This window comes from Spirosoma sp. KCTC 42546 (assembly GCF_006965485.1).
Taxonomy (GTDB): domain Bacteria; phylum Bacteroidota; class Bacteroidia; order Cytophagales; family Spirosomataceae; genus Spirosoma.
This window is the reverse complement of record NZ_CP041360.1, coordinates 6,720,493-6,737,469: the sequence shown is the minus strand read 5'-3', so window position 1 is coordinate 6,737,469 and position 16,977 is coordinate 6,720,493. Positions and strand designations below refer to the sequence as shown.

Genomic DNA, 16,977 nt, shown 5'->3' with positions numbered 1-16,977 from the left:
TTGTGTTGTGACAAATACCACACATTTAGTATCCTAATTGTTCAACTTTAATGTTTAGTACCCATGTTTAGGGTTACTATAGCTATTGCTATCTTACTAACTGTACACCTACTTTTGATAAGTAGCTGGAGTATAGCACAGGAAAGTTGCGCTACGCCCCAGCTTTCCGACGATCAACTTACACGGCAAGAAAATTTACTTGCACAGCGTACACGAGCCCTATCTGCCCGGCGTGCAGCTCAGGTTCAATACATGCCTATTCGGTTTCATGTCGTTCGTCGGAGCGATGGAACCGGAGGGGCCAGTGTAGCGAGCCTGAACCAGGCCTTGGTACTACTGAACCAGTTATATCAGCCGGTGGGTATGGCCTTTTATTTGTGTGGTGCCCAACCGCATTACATCGATAATACAGCCCTGTTCGATTATGATAATAGCGAGGAAAGTCTATTGGCTAACGCAAACGATGTATCCTATGCCATCAATGTTTACCTGACCAATACACTAAGTTATGGCGGTAACCAGGCCACAGGTTATGCGTATTTTCCAAGCTCGCTGGCTATCTCGAACCGGGTATTTGTGAAAGCCAGCCAGGTAACGGAGTATACGCTAAGCCATGAACTGGGGCATTATTTCAACCTGTACCATACCTTTCAAAGTAATCAGAGTAGTACGGTTGCCAACCGTGAATTAGTGATTCGCCCCGACGAATCGCAACAGGGTAGACCATTCGCCCCCAATTGTGATACTGCCGGAGACTTTGTTTGTGATACACCTGCCGACCCCTATAATAGGCCAGGCGCCACGGTGTCGGGTTGTACTTATTCCGGAACAACTACGGATGCTAACGGAGACTTGTTCAAGCCGTTGGTCTCCAATATTATGTCCTATTATTTTTCCTGTGCCAATGGCTATACATTTACTCCTGGGCAGTATGCCCGCATAACAGACGGTATAAGTCTGCGGCTCAATCCCGGCAATGAATACGCGCTACTATGCGCCAATAACCCGGTTTCGGCTCCCACAAATCTTGTCGCCAGTATACAGTCGGGTGGGGCACAGATCCAGTTTGCGTATGCTGGAAGTGATGCCGCCGGTTTTCTCATCGAACGGTCGCTCGAACCGACAACGAACTTTACGGTTATTGGGAGTCTGTCACCGGGCTTGTTTTCATTTGTAGATGGCAACCTGACCGCAAATACGACTTATTATTACCGCGTCAAAGCGTCAAACGCATCAAGCCAGTATAGTCAGGTCGTTAGCCTCAATTCTGGACTGTTTTATTGTATACCCGTATATACCTGGCCCGTTAGCAACTTTAAACCGAAAATTGATGATTTTATCCTGACGGGCAGTCAGTCTACGCTACGGTCTGTGGCAACGGGGGCTGGTCCTGCGGGTTACTCAGACTTTACCGCTACTCAGCTTAACGCACAGCCCAGTCATGTGTATTCGTTCACGGCCAGTGCTGTTACAGGGAATACCGGAAGTTATATCAAACAGCATCTATCTATTTGGCTTGATAGTAATCGGGATGGCATCTTTAGCGATACGGAGCGACTGTTTCAGTCGTCGCCTACCCAGTATCTTGCCCCCTCACTGGTGAGTACGATCACGATACCTGCTTCTGCGAGCGCAGGCCCGACCAAGCTTCGGCTACGGAGTCAATACGCGTCAGACGGATTAGTCGTGAGCCCGTGTGATCCCTACAACTATGGAGAAACGGAAGACTACACGATCGTAATAGATGGGCCTAACCCCAATCCGGCGACCTGTTTCAGCCTGGTTGCCGCTGCAACACCGGTTCACTGTGTGGGCAATCAGGATGGGGCTGTTAGCCTGACCGCAGTTGGCGGCACGGCTCCGTTCTCGTATTCACTGAATAACCAGTCGAATGCAACGGGCACCTTCACCAACTTATCGGCGGGCAGTTATACGGCTATTGTAACCAATGCGGCCTGTAGCCAAAGTCTGGTTGTAACCGTTGGGCAGCCAACAGAAGTAACGGCAAGTATTTCGCCCTCATCGGCTTCAACCTGTAGTGGACAATCCCTGACAGTTGTCGCCAGCCAGGGAAGCCAATATTTGTGGAATACTGGCCAGACCAGTTCCAGCCTCATTGTTGCGGCATCCGGTACCTATTCAGTTACGATCACCAGCGATATTGGTTGTACGAGTAAGGCAAGTACTTCCGTTCTGATAGTCAATTGTCCGCAGTCTATAGTAGTTCGGGCAAAACTACTGCTCGAAGGGTTTACCGATGCCCAGACTGGACTGATGCATACCTTGCTGGTTTCTTCGAATCTGATTCCCAAACAGCAGCCTTATTCGTCGATGCCCTGGTCTTACACGGGCTCTGAACAAGTTTCGTCATTCCCGGCCAATGTGACCGACTGGGTGCTGGTTGTAGCCCGAAATGCAGCGGGTAGCGTATTGGCCCGGAAAGCCGCCTTTGTGCGAAATGATGGAGTGCTGATTAATACCGACGGAACTGAAGGTGTTATATTCTCCTCCGTGTCGGAACCAATTTATGCCTCAATCCATCACCGGAGCCACCTGGCTATTCTATCGAACCAACCCATCGCCAACAACCAGCTCGTTGATTTTACGACCGATGCCACTGCCGCTCGGGGAACGTCGCAACTTGTGCTCATAGGGGCAAAACTGGCAATGTATTCAGGGGATTATGACGCCAACGATGTAATCAACAGTACAGATTATAACCGATGGAAAGTGAATGCATCGGCTGTGGGTCGTTACCTGTCTATCGACGCTGATGGTAATGGAGTCGTTAATAATCAGGATTTCAATCGCTGGGTACTCAACCGGTCCAAAATAGGAACGCCCGGTCTATAAGAATACAAATTTGAGGTCATTTCTAAACCACCATCATGAATAATTTTCGACTTATACTACTTAGCACCCTGTTGGGTTTACTGGTAATCTGTTTGGCGTCCTCTTCGCTGCGGGCACAAACTGCCGACCTGAGATTCTCGACACAATTGGATTGTGCGACTGGCCAATATACGGCCACGATGCAAATTCGGGCAAGCGATGCCACCTCCTTTTCGATCGGTACTTCCTCTATTTTTCTAAGCTATGATCCGGCTTCGCTAACCTTTGTTAGCTATCAGTCGCTCAATTTCGATACGAATAGTCTTTGTGGAGGACAAGCTTTGTGGGATGCCCATAGTTTCGATGGATCAACGCCCGGCCTGTTCAATCTGACGATGGTGCTCAATAGTTCATCCACGAGTTGCCCCCTGATTACGAATGCCGACTGGATCAGTATCGGCACGCTTACCTTCAAGGTGAGTAATCCAGATGGAAACCCCGCGTTAGTAGTCAACCCGGCGTTTAGTAGTTTTAATGCCGTCCCGGCCAACAATGGCGTCCTTCAGATTCAACAGGGCCAGTATGTAGGTGTCAACCAGGCGGGTGTTCTTGCCTGCACGCCCATCTGTTCACTAACAACGACGGCTACACCCAGCCCGTGTGATGCGGCCACCAACCAATACAGCCTGTCATGTACAGTAAACCTACGTAATGCAGTTGCTGGTAACCTGACGGTTAGCGACGGCAACATCTCAACCGTAGTGGCGGTGACGGCGAATCAGTCCACGGCCAACTTTTCCCTACAGGGCCTAACCTCTGATGGAGTTAGTCATACCGTAACGGTGAGCTTGCCTGGTTGCAGCACAGCTACAGCCACCTACACCGCCCCGGCTTCCTGCACAGATGCAGCCTCGATTATAGCCTCTTCGGCTATAATCTGTGCCGGCAGTTCCGCTACCCTGACCGCTATTACGTGTACGGGTACCGTAAGCTGGAACACCGGTGATACAGGACCCACCCTTGTGACACCGGCTCTCACGACCAACACCAGCTACACGGCCACCTGCACAACGGCTGCCTCAAGCGCTACCGCCGTGGGCACCGTGACGGTCATGGTGCCCACGGTTCTGAGTCTGCAAACCAGTAGCACCCTGGTAGCCGCGGGCACCCCCGTCAATCTGGTCGCTGTGGGCTGTACCGGCACGATTGCCTGGTCAACTGGCGACAGAGTGCTCAGCATTGTGGTCACCCCCACCACTGGCACGAACGTCTACTCGACCACCTGCATCACCGGTCCCTGTACAACCGCTACGTCTATTTCGATTCAGTCAACGACGGCCTGCTCAGTGAGCCTGACGACGAGCAGCCTGCCTGCCGGTACTGTCGGGCAACCCTATAGCGCCACCCTGACCACAACCGGAGGCACTGGCCCGTACACCTTCTCGATGGACAGCAATAATTGGCCCACTGGGTTAACGCTTAACGCCAGCACAGGGGTTCTCAGTGGTGTACCCACCACGTCAGGTAGTTTCTCAACGACCCTACATGTCACCGATAGCCAGAGTTGTTCGGTTACTATGCCCCTGGCTATGCTACAGATTGGAACAGCCCCTATCTGTTCGTTAACAGCAACGGTCATACCGGGGCTTTGCAATACGGCTTCCAACCTGTATACACTGACAGGTACCATAGATCTAAGCAATGCGGCAGCTGGTAACCTGACCGTTAGTGATGGTAGTACCTCGACGGTAGTGTCGGTGGCGGCTAATCAGGCTACAGCCAGTTTTTCATTGACGGGGCTAAATTCGGATGGCATAGTGCATACCGTTTCGGCTAGTATGAGTGGTTGTAACAGTACCACCGTGACCTATACTGCTCCCCAAAGTTGTACGACTACCCCCTGTCCACCCGGCGAATGTTTCCCCATCGCAGTTGAACGAGTACGGTAAAGGCAGTCGATCATTTGCAGTAGTATTCTGGAGATTTTTTACCAAGGAGTTTGCGAAAAATGAGATTCGTTTTGAGTATAATCAAACGTAGCCAGCGAGTCTGGCTACGTTTGATTAACCTGTACTATTATTAACGTGAGACGGTTACGGTAATAGAAATGGCCCGTCAGGGCCAAAACAAACTCAGTCTAATCCCGTATTCACGTTATTCTTACAGATTTGGACTAGTAGTTTCAGTTGCATACGTAACCGTTCTCGCCCCCTCAGACCCTTTTGGGCTTCCAGAGTGTCAAGGAGTATACTTAGTTCGTTACTTGTGCAACAATTATAGTTTTTTTCTGACACAACGCCTTTTCTCGTCCAGTTGTGGGGCTGAAAAGTGAAATTTTCACATGAATGGGTAAGCAATCAAGCTTATCTGATAATTTGCCCATTAGTTTACATGGCTTCAGATTAAACGCTTTTTCAATGGAACCAATCTCAATAAGCATCTATTTATTGAGGACACCTAAGAGATTCTTGCTTTTAAAATCTGTACTATATCTCCACTACTTCTTTTGTAGAAAGTCCCTTATTTGATATTTTCAACGCACGGCAGGCTGATGTGCGAGGTATGAATTAATAAATTTACTAATAGTCCCTGAAGCCAAGTAATTTAAAGCCATTATTACTACTACACTAGTATTCTATATAGTTCGTTGTACGCCTACATCGATTTTCCTATAAAGGCAGAAGGGCTTTGACCGGTGTATTTTTGGAAAGCTTTATTGAAACCAGCACTATATTTAAACCCGACCATATAAGCTAATTGCCAAATTGAATAAGCTCGCGTTTGTAGTAATTCTTTGGCGTACTCAAGCCTTTTCTCTAAATGATATTGATAAATTGGCTGACCATACACTTGCTTAAATCGTTCGGTAAACCGTGTAACACTCATTCCAGCCTGTTGAGCTAACTCGCTAACAGGAGGTAGCGGTTTAGATAAGTTGTGACATATAAAGGCTTCTATCTCTTTAATTTTAATAATATCGTGTAGCTTCAAGTTAAGCTGGTCCTCTGCTTCCTTATAGTAATCGTGGATAAGCTGAGTGATTCCATTATATTGGCGCAATTGCCGAATGAATGGGTCTTTATGATCTGAGAAGATAAGCCGTACATGATCCGCAAAGGGTTTCGATGCTGGAACTAGCGTAAAAGTCGACATATCGTCCGGCAGAACGGATAGATAAGAAATTAGCGTGTTTTTAGGTAACATAATAACCACTATACGTTGCCGAATAGCAGGCTTTAACAACACAGAAAACTCACTACCTGGCTTAAGCCACACATAATCTTGATACTGAACAAAATAGCTTTCAGTTGAAAAGTCCCCACTAACTAAACAGTAGTGATTGGAGCTTACAATTGATGGAATTAGATCGCGTAATTCAATCGCTCTATTACGGGTAGTATCAATAATAAAAACTTGAATGGGGGCGTCTATAGCTGCCAGCTCAATGAGTGTAAATTGCTCATCCTCGGATAGGTTATAAAAGGGCGCAAGGTCATCTGTCCTAAGTTGGACAAAGTCGTGCTCTACGGTTTTCATCTTTAAGTACAAGCATTAATTTCGTTCAACAAAAATGGGATTACCAAGCCTGGCTTGGTCAGTAATGCTCATTACAAATGCATTACAAAACTACCGTAACATGAAAAAAGTATACTTATTTGTAATTTCAATCCTTATAAGTGGGCTAATTAACCTCTTTGGGCAACAAAAAAAAGGCGATAGCTTATTGCGAGAGAGCCCGGCAAAATCTGATACTGCCCGTGTCAGGCAACTGTTGGATATGGCCGGGTATTTTGTGCGAACGGATTCCAATAAGGTTAAACAGTATACTCTCGAAGCCATTGAACTCGCAAAACAGAATCAATTTGATCAAGGGGAGCTTAGAGGGTATCTAACCCTATCCGAAACGGCCTATTATTATTCAGTAGTAGATCGTGCAATCTATTGGGTCAATGTTGGGTTTGAGCGATACCCAAACATGCACATGGTCGATGATGTATATGCTCGATTACTTTATATGAAAGCGGAGTTGTTCTATAAGGCCCAGCAGTACAATAAAGCCGAAACTCTGCTCTTGAAAGCACAGCCTTTAATCGAAAAATATAGCTACCCTGATCACTTCATTAGTATACCACTCTTACTGGGGTCTATTTATATGAAGAAAGGGAAATTGGCAGAGGCCCAGAAGCTACTTGAATCAGCCTATCAGCGTTCAGAAACTGCCAAAAATGCCCAGTATCAACAGGAGATTACACACACCCTTTACAAACTTTATAAGAAACAAGGCAACTACCCTAAAGCCCTGGCCTATTATGAAAAAAATGTCCAGCTCCGAGATAGCCTATTTAGCGAGACTAACCTGAAGGAGTTAACTAAACTCAGCACTAAATATGAAACCGAAAAGAAAGAACAAGCTATACACGCGCTCGAAACAGAAAAAAAGAACCAGCGGTTACTGATTGTCACCCTGTTTAGCCTTATAGGAGTAGGAGGGGGCATATTTTGGCAACGCGCCAAAACCCGAAACCTTCAAAATCAATTACTAAAACAACAAAACCTGTTAGAGATCGAAACACGCCGACTAGCGGAAGCGGATACAGAAAGCAAGGCGCGTGAATTAGTTACAAATACCATGCTTGTAGAGCAAAAGAGCCAGATTCTATATGATATTAAAAATCGATTGCTCGAAACCCAACGATTAACAGAGGAGGAAACGGTCAAACATGAATTAAAAAAGATGATTCGACACATTGATCAAAATCTGAGTAACGATGAAAGCTGGGAAAATTTTATGACTCATTTTGAGGCTGTACACCCACTTTTCTTTACTAAACTACAAACACTCGCTCCTGACTTATCGGCACTTGAACTAAAACAGTGTGCCTATGCTAAAATGAACCTAACTCAAAAACAGGTGGCCACACTGATCAATATCAATGCAGACAGTGTAAATGTGGCGCGTTTTCGAATTAAGAAAAAACTTCAGTTAACTAAAGAAGAAAGTCTTGTTTCGTTTTTACAGAGTTTTTAACCTACTCATTTCGCCCTGATGTATCGGCCAATAAATAACGTTACTTGATCAGTCGGCCTTTAGGTAGGCTTATCTTACTACAGGGATTTCTTATAAAAATGCTGAAGGCATGAAATGATTATAAAAGAAGGTTAACTTTCCTATAAAAAGGACACGGCACCGGCCGCCCTGCTTTTCAGGGTAGGAAGTTTTTCTAGGAAAGCCCTGTATCTTACTATTAAACGCCCCCTACAAGATTAGCCTGTAGGAGAGGTGAAAAACGCACTTTTACTGTTCTAAACTTGGGATTTTTTACCCGGCACTGGCCGCCCGGCTAAATCCTCTTCAGGGGCCTTTGCTCATTGGCGGATAAAGTCCCCTGAAGGACAGATCTGTTAAGCTCTGAATTTCCTTCTACTTAACCAGCCTCTTTTGTTGGCTTATTTTCACCCCCCAACCCCCTGAAGGGGGAGAAAATCCACTTCGGAGTACGCCCCCTTCAGGGGGTTGGGCCATTAAGTTCTGAATTTTCTTTACTTAATCAGCCTCTTTTATTGGCTTATTTTACCCCCCAACCCCCTAAAGGGGGAGAAAATCCACTTCGGAGTACGCCCCCTTCAGGGGGTTGGGGGTAAAGACGATAGAACTTAACGGCCCTGCCCTTCAGGGGGTTGGGGGGTGAAAACGCTAGAACTTAACGGGCCTGCCCTTCAGGGGATTTAGCCGGGCGGCCAGTGCCGGGTAGAAAAGCACTCAAATAAAGACTTTATATCACCCACATGAAACCCTACAAGAATAGCCTTCAAGAAGAGACAATTTTCTCATTTCTGATAGATGTGAGGAAGTCAAAATGGTCAATTTCGATTCTACCGGAAAAATGGTAGATCAAAATTGACCATTAATTGACTTATCGATTGATCGTTAATTGACCATTACTTAACCCGCTTTATCACGAACGGCACACACTTGGCGGGTGGGCAGGCACACTGGGTCTGTGGCAAATTCACTACCACATCCCGATAACAACCTTCCCCCGTCTGAATCCGGATCGTGTAGGACTGACCCGCCGATGTGCTGGGGTTAGGCAGGGTAGTTACCAGCACTCCGCTGGCAGGCACCACCTGATTGGCACCACCCGCTACGATTTGGCTGGCATTGAAACTGCTGCCCAAGGAGATCGAGTAGGTATAGGTCGTCGCATCGTTGTTGCTCAGCTTCCAGCCACTGACCAGAATCCGCCCATCCGCATTGGGAGTGTTGCCACTACAGGTTGGCGTTTGGACGTTGGCCTGATAAAGGGGTACCTCATCCTCCACAATCACGACTGGGCAGCAGGAGCCATCGGGGCACTGACCCACCACGTTGCCATTGACGACTACCGAGTAGCTACCGGCCTGGGTTGCGGTGAAGGAGCTACCGGTTGCACCTGAAATGGCGCTGCCATTCCGATACCACTGGTAAGTTCCCATACCCGGCGTTGTAGTCAGAACAAACGCATAGTTAGTGCCCTTGCACGCATGAACCGGTGGCGGACAAGCAGCCGTGCAGCTTTGCGGAGCGGTGTAACTTACACTGGCTGTACCACACCCACTCAGGGTGGCCGTCAGGGTGTGAACCAACCCATCCGAAATCAACCCGGTTAACGAATAAGGCACTGAGCTTACGCCACTGGCTACGCTCAGGGAGATGAGTTGAGTCCCATCACTCAGTTGAATTGTGCCCCCGTTGGTGTTGTTGGTCAAACTCAGCGTGCCACTGACACTGTAAGTGTTGCTGGCAGACTGGCACGAGCCCGGCGTTGCCGAAATCGTTAAGGAGCAGACCGGCGCTAACTCAATATTGAGCACCGCCAGGGGTACGGTCACCGAGCAGCTCTGACTATCGCTGATGCGGATAGTGGTTGAGAAAGTGCCCGTGGCCGTGGGGATGCCACTGATGAGGCCCGTGCTACTGAGTGTCAGACCCGTAGGCAGCGTTCCCCCGGCCAGCAAGAAGCTGTAGGGAGCCGTCCCACCCGAAACCGTCAGGTTCGCGCTGTAAGCTTGTCCGACAGTGCCGACAGGCAAGCTGTTAGTGGTCAGGCTCACTGAACAGGCCGCTGTTGTATTGACCGTGATCGAAGCGGTGGCCGTACAGCCGGGTCCTGTGGTGCAGGTGGCCGAGTAGACAGTGGTGGCATTAGTCGGGATCACACTGATGACGCTGGTGGTAGCCCCCGTACTCCAGACCACCGAGCCGGTGCAGCCGATGGCGGACAAGCTCACGGGGGTGCCCACCGTTACGGAGGTCGAACTGGCCGACAGGCTCAGAATGGCCTGAGGCATTACCGTTACTGTGCCCACGGCGGTGGTGGTTGATCCCGTGCCGGTGGTACAGGTAGCGGTGTAGCTGGTCGAAGCGGTCAGGACTGGGGTCACTAGGGTAGTGCCCGTGGCGCCCGTGTTCCAGCTCACCGAGCCGGTGCATCCGCTAGCCACCAGGGTAGCCGAACTGCCGTAGCAGACCGTAGCCGAAACGACCACTAGACTGGCCGCAGGGGCTGTGTTGAGGGTGATCGAAGCGGTGGCTGTACAGCCGGGTCCTGTGGTGCAGGTGGCCGAGTAGACAGTGGTGGCATTAGTCGGGATCACACTGATGCTGGCACCTGTTTCGCCCGTACTCCAGACCACCGAGCCAGTGCAGCCGATGGCAGACAGACTCACGGGGGTACCCACCGTTACGGAGGTCGAACTGGCCGACAGGCTCAGAATGGCCTGAGGCATTACCGTTACTGTGCCCACGGCGGTGGTGGTTGATCCCGTGCCGGTGGTACAGGTAGCGGTGTAGCTGGTCGAAGCGGTCAGGACTGGGGTCACTAGGGTAGTGCCCGTGGCGCCCGTGTTCCAGCTCACCGAGCCGGTGCATCCGCTAGCCACCAGGGTAGCCGAACTGCCGTAGCAGACGGTGGCCGAAACGACCACTAAACTGGCCGCAGGGGCTGTGTTGAGGGTGATCGAAGCGGTGGCCGTACAGCCGGGTCCTGTGGTGCAGGTGGCCGAGTAGACAGTGGTGGCATTAGTCGGGATCACACTGATGCTGGCACCTGTTTCGCCCGTACTCCAGACCACCGAGCCAGTGCAGCCGATGGCAGACAGACTCACGGGGGTACCCACCGTTACGGAGGTCGAACTGGCCGACAGGCTCAGAATGGCCTGAGGCATTACCGTTACTGTGCCCACGGCGGTGGTGGTTGATCCCGTGCCGGTGGTACAGGTAGCGGTGTAGCTGGTCGAAGCGGTCAGGGCCGGGGTCACCAGGGTAGTGCCCGTGGCGCCCGTGTTCCAGCTCACCGAGCCGGTGCATCCGCTAGCCACCAAGGTGGCCGAACTGCCGTAGCAGACCGTAGCCGAAACGACCACTAGACTGGCCGCCATGCAGCTTTGCGGAGCGGTGTAACTTACACTGGCTGTACCACACCCACTCAGGGTGGCCGTCAGGGTGTGAACCAACCCATCCGAAACCAACCCGGTTAGCGAATAAGGCACTGAGCTTACGCCACTGGCTACACTCAGGGAGATGAGTTGAGTCCCATCACTCAGTTGAATTGTGCCCCCGTTGGTGTTGTTGGTCAAACTCAGCGTACCACTGACACTGTAAGTGTTGGTGGCAGATTGGCACGAGCCCGGCGTTGCCGAAATCGTTAAGGAGCAGGTTGGCGCTAACTCAATATTGAGCACCGCCAGGGGTACAGTCACCGAGCAGCTCTGACTATCGCTGATGCGGATAGTGGTTGAGAAAGTGCCCGTGGCCGTGGGTATACCGCTGATGAGGCCCGTGCTACTGAGTGTCAGACCCGTAGGCAGCGTTCCCCCGGCCAGCAAGAAGCTGTAGGGAGCCGTCCCACCCGAAACCGTCAGGTTCGCGCTGTAAGCTTGTCCGACAGTGCCGACAGGCAAGCTGTTGGTGGTCAGGCTCACTGAGCAGGCCGCTGTTGTGTTGAGGGTGATCGAAGCGGTGGCCGTACAGCCGGGTCCTGTGGTGCAGGTGGCCGAGTAGACAGTGGTGGCGTTGGTGGGGGTCACACTGATGCTGGCACCTGTTTCGCCCGTACTCCAGACCACCGAGCCGGTGCAGCCGATGGCGGACAGACTCACGGGGGTGCCCACCGTTACCGAGGTCGAACTGGCCGACAGGCTCAGAATGGGCAGGGCGTTAACCGTGGCAACCACACTGACACCGGCACTTTTACAGGTAGCATCTTTCACACAGGCCACATAATAGGTGGTGGTGGCGGTGATGGCTGGGGTGGTGAAGCTATTACCGGTGCCCACCTGGGTAGCCAGAGCCGCATCGCTGAACCAGACGGCGGGATAAGTCGCATCGCAGCCCGTGGCCGTCAGGGTCACCGTGCCCGTTCCGCAACGGGCAGCGGCTACACCGATTGGGGTGGGTGGGGTGCAGTTAGGCGTACAGGTGGTGGGTTGAAGCACTGCCTGTAGATCCACAAAGCAACCCGCTGCGTTGAACACCCGGATGGTATAGGTAGTAGCCGCGGCCGGATTAGCCAGGTTGCTCACCAGCACGCCACCCGCTGGGATAGCCGTGGCGGTAGCGTAGGTAGCCGAACCGGTGTAGGTAGCGCCGAGGTTGTAGTCATATTTGTCGGTGGCTCCAAAACCAGCCAGGGTCAATCCCCCATCGGCGTTGGCGGCTGTGCCCGCTGCATTACAGGTAGCCGCCGTCGCCACGGCACTGGCCACGGTGGGTAGGGCGTTAACCGTGGCAACCACGCTGACACCGGCACTTTGGCAGGTAGCATCTTTCACACAGGCCACGTAATAGGTGGTGGTAGTGGTTAAGCCAGGCGTAGTGAAACTGTCGCCGGTGCCAACCTGGGTGGCCAGAGCCGCATCGCTGAACCAGACGGCGGGGTAGGTCGCATCGCAGCCCGTGGCCGTCAGGGTCACCGTACCCGTTCCGCAACGGGCAGCGGCTACACCGATTGGGGTGGGTGGGGTGCAGTTAGGCGTACAGGTGGTGGGTTGAAGCACTGCCTGTAGATCCACAAAGCAACCCGCTGCGTTGAACACCCGGATGGTATAGGTGGTGGCCGCTGCCGGATTAGCCAGGTTGCTCACCAGTATTCCACTGACGGGGATGGCCGTGGCGGTAGCGTAGGTGGCCGAACCGGTGTAGGTAGCGCCCTCGTTATAATCGTACTGATCGGCGGGATCAAAGCCGGACAGGCTCAGTTGCGCATCGTTATTGGCGGCAGTACCAGCGGCATTACAGGTAGCTGGAGTCGCCACGGCACTGGCCACGGTGGGTAGGGCATTGATGGTGGCCTCCACAGCCACCCCTGCACTTTGGCAGGTGGCATCTTTCACACAGGCCACGTAATAGGTGGTGGTAGTGGTTAAGCCAGGCGTAGTGAAGCTATCGCCGGTGCCCACCTGGGTGGTCAGGGCCGCATCGCTGTACCAGACGGTGGGATAAGTCGCATCGCACCCACTGGCACTTAGCGTAACGGTGCCTGTACCGCAGCTAGCAGCTGGAGCGCCCGTAGGGGTGGGTGGGGTGCAGGTAGGCGTACAGGTGGTTGGTTGCAGAGTGGCTTGCACATCGATAAAACAACCTGCTGCGTTGAACACCCGGATGGTATAGGTAGTAGCCGCGGCTGGGTTAGCCAGGTTGCTTACCAGCACGCCATCCGCTGGGATAGCCGTGGCGGTGGCATAGGTGGCCGAACCGGTGTAGGTAGTGCCCTCGTTATAATCGTACTGATCGGCGGGATCAAAGCCGGACAGGCTCAGTTGCGCATCGCTGTTGGCCGCGGTACCATCTATGGTACAGGTAGCCGGGGTCGCCACGGCACTGGTCACGGTGGGCAGGGCATTGATGGTAGCCTCTACGGCCACGCCCGCACTTTTACAGGTAGCATCTTTCACACAGGCCACGTAATAGGTGGTGGTGGTGGTTAAGCCAGGCGTAGTGAAGCTATCGCCGGTGCCCACCTGGGTGGTCAGGGCCGCATCACTGAACCAGACGGCGGGGTGGGTCGCATCGCACCCACTGGCGCTTAGCGTTACGGTACCCGCACCGCAGCGGGCGGCTGGGACCCCCGTAGGCGTGGGCGCTGTACAGGGAAAGGCTACTGTAATCGTAGTCGTGGTTGAATCTTTACAGGTACCATAACCGGTTGCAGCATTATTGATGACTGTTTTAATGGTGTAGGTTCCCTCCGTAGCCGGCGCCGTCCACACCGTAGGATTAATCCCGACGTTACTAAAACTGCCATTCACACTCGACCATTGCACGATACTGTTAGCCCCAAAACCAGTAGCAACCGCCGTTAAGCTAACATCACTACCCGGTACAATCGTAGTGGCTGGGTTCTGAGTTACACTTACGGTTCCTACCGCAGTACATGGCGTGTTGGTAACGGTTACACAGGCTTCGGCAATGTCTTCGTTGCCTAGATTGTTGTTGGTGCCTACAGTGGTCAGTACACCATTCATCGGGAGAACGTTACAATAGGTGCCGGCCACATTGGAGGTCACCGGTACGGTGATGGTACAAATGCTGTTGGCCGCAATGCTTGTCCCGCCCGCTAGTTTGAGTTCTTTATTGGTGTTTTGTAAACTTACGCCCCCACATGTACTGGTGGGTGTACCGGTAGCCACCAGGTTTGTCGGCAAATAATCGACAAAATCCTGATTGAGCGTCATAGCAGAACCATTCAAATTCTCAATGGTAATGGTGAGCGTGGCGTTCTGGCCCGTTTGGATCGTAGCCGGGGTCATGGTTTTCTTGACCCGGGGAGCCAGGTTAAAGGTATTGCTGGCTAACAGGCACCCGGTTGCTGCCAAACAGTTTTCGCCCACTGTCGTTTTTAAACTCCCGGCCGCAATGGTATTACAATAACTACCCTCGCTGGGTACGGTCACCTCCAGGCTGATCAGATTCAGTCCCGGAGCCAGTACGGTTCCTTTGGGAAGGGTCAGGGTATTGCCTCCGGCGGTTGCTACTACGGCTGATGCAGGAATGACCAGACCGGATGTTGCTATCTTGGGGGTGCTGGCCACTACCATGGCCCCTGGGCTAGTGGGAAAGGTATCCACGAAGTCGCTGGTGAGGGTAACGGGCGTGCTTTCGTTATTCCTGATTTTGAGCGTGAGCCTGGTGGGTGTACCGGGTTTGGTGAGCATGGAGCTAAACTCCTTTTCAATGATGGGAGGACTAGCCCCCGTTACCGTGATGGTGGCACAGGCATAATCGTCTTCGGTGGTTACCTGATTCCCGGGTGTGCTGTTGGGGTCATTTAACGGCAAGGCTGATACCACCTCCGCGCAGTTTATGAAGGTGCCAGCCTTTTGCGCAAAGGTAGTGATGCTCACGGTAGCACTTTGGCCGGCTCCGAGGCTGGATAATATCCAACCCGTAGTTTTATAATACACACCGCTTGAGGGCGTTGCTCCTATAAATTCCAGGCCATCGGGTATCAGGTCGGCTACCTGAATATCCGTGGCGTCCATATCGCCTGAGTTGGTGAGCGTAAGCGTCCACGTAAATGTAGTTCCCGTACAGGTGGTACCGGTGTTGGGATTGACGCTTTTGGTTAGCGACAGGTTTATTTTTTTGCTGCTCAAACAAAACTCAGCAATGGCCAGGTCATCTTCGCCCGCCACATCGTTAGCGGGGGTTGAATTGGGGTCACCTAAAGATGAGTTCCATATTTCTGATTTGCCTTTTTTACAGGCGGCACAATCGTCGCCCTCCAGTTCAACCACCCGATCTACATAACAGCCATCGGTGGCATTAAAAATACGAATCGTGTAGAGCTGACTGCCTCCTGCGGGGTTCGATAGCCCCGTAAATGTATAGGCTCCGCCGTTGAGTGCATTGGCAGCGGCATAAGCAGGGCCTGTGTACACTCCGCCTACTGAAATACCTATTTTGTCGCCACCCGTTACGCCTGTTACCGCTATTTGTCCGTTGTTGGCGGGAGTGGTACCGCTACAGGTAGGCGGGTTAAGCGTAACGACCGCACCTGAAGGCTGATTGCAAAAGGAGGGGCAGGTGGTATTATAAAGCGTTACATTAATATCATAAGCACAACCGGTTGCATTAAAGACGCGTATGGTATATTCTTGCAATGGCCCGGAAGGGTTAGGTAGGTTGTTGGCAATAACACCCCCTGCCGGTATACTGCTTGCCGTGGCATACGTTTTGCCACCCGTATAAGTACTGCCAACGCTAAAGTCAAATTTAGTACCGGAGTCATAGTCTGATAAAGTAATGGTACCGTTACTCAGAGGAGTACCCGTTTGACAAGTAGCCGAAGTAGCCACAGCCTTGCCCTTTACACTCCCGCAAATACCGTTTAAACAGATATTGTCATAGCCTGTTTGAGCAGGGGTACCCGGTACGCCCGGTGCATTGAGCTGATGCACCAGACCAAAATACACCCGGTAAGTAACAGCCTTGCTGCCATCGGTACAAAAATCGGCTCCCGTAAAGTTAAAAGTCATGGGAGTGCCATTGATGTTTGCCGCCAAAATAGGTTGGGTGCTGCTGTAAATCTGCACCCCATTCCGAAAAACGGCTACGCCCTGGGTCTCGAAATTGACCCCGGCCTGCGTACCGCTAAACTGTTTCTGTAATATATTGAGCGAAAAGTTAGAGAGACAACCCACATTGCCTACCGGAAAGGTGTATTCAGCATATACATTGACGAGAGCCAATGGATCCCAGACGGTGGAGGCAGGATCAAAAGGAGCTGCCTTGAAGTTTGCCAATAAAGGATTATGGGAATCATAAAAATTAAACAAACAAATGGCATATTTGTATTGGGGTGTATTTTGGTGCCCACGGCTGCCTAATAACCCCGTGCCGCAGCCAACGTTGAGTTGCGGGCAGTAAGTGGTCGCCCCGTTGCTCAGGGTAGGGTTGACATAGCCCCCAGTAGGCTCAGGGTTGTCTCGACCGCCATTGCATTGGGCCGTGTTGCTGTCGAAATTCCATTTGGCAATAATTCCCGGTGTACTGCAGGTTGCCATTTGTTGGGCATATAACCCGCTACACAAGAGCAGGAGTATAACCGTCAGACAGGCTGCCCATGCAGCCTTGCCCGAATTTTTGTATAGGTATATCATGAT

Annotated in this window: 5 protein-coding genes; 3 read left to right on the top strand and 2 right to left on the bottom strand. The window is 51.7% G+C overall.

The window, feature by feature from the left end; genetic code table 11:
- The first annotated feature begins 252 nt into the window (after positions 1-252).
- Both EXU85_RS27510 and EXU85_RS27505 read left to right on the top strand, forming a co-directional pair.
- Entirely contained in the window at positions 253-2,853 is a 2,601-nt protein-coding gene (locus EXU85_RS27510; protein ID WP_168207876.1) for a GEVED domain-containing protein, read from the top strand.
- A 35-nt stretch (positions 2,854-2,888) separates the two neighbouring features.
- Positions 2,889-4,781 (top strand): putative Ig domain-containing protein, encoded by a 1,893-nt coding sequence (locus EXU85_RS27505; protein WP_142775160.1) that lies wholly within the window; start codon positions 2,889-2,891, stop codon positions 4,779-4,781.
- A 706-nt stretch (positions 4,782-5,487) separates the two neighbouring features.
- Here the strand turns inward: EXU85_RS27505 and EXU85_RS27500 are convergent.
- Positions 5,488-6,369 carry an AraC family transcriptional regulator gene (locus tag EXU85_RS27500; protein WP_142775159.1) on the bottom strand — a complete coding sequence of 294 codons (882 nt, stop codon included), beginning with the start codon at positions 6,367-6,369 and terminating at the stop codon, positions 5,488-5,490.
- A gap of 34 nt (positions 6,370-6,403) precedes the next feature.
- Here EXU85_RS27500 and EXU85_RS27495 point away from each other — a divergent pair, with 34 nt between their 5' ends.
- Positions 6,404-7,861, top strand: coding sequence for a tetratricopeptide repeat protein (locus EXU85_RS27495; RefSeq protein ID WP_142775158.1), 1,458 nt, complete (start codon positions 6,404-6,406; stop codon positions 7,859-7,861).
- 911 nt (positions 7,862-8,772) lie between these two features.
- Here EXU85_RS27495 and EXU85_RS27490 read toward each other — a convergent pair.
- Entirely contained in the window at positions 8,773-16,974 is an 8,202-nt protein-coding gene (locus tag EXU85_RS27490; protein ID WP_142775157.1) for a putative Ig domain-containing protein, read from the bottom strand.
- Between the last annotated feature and the right edge of the window lie 3 nt (positions 16,975-16,977).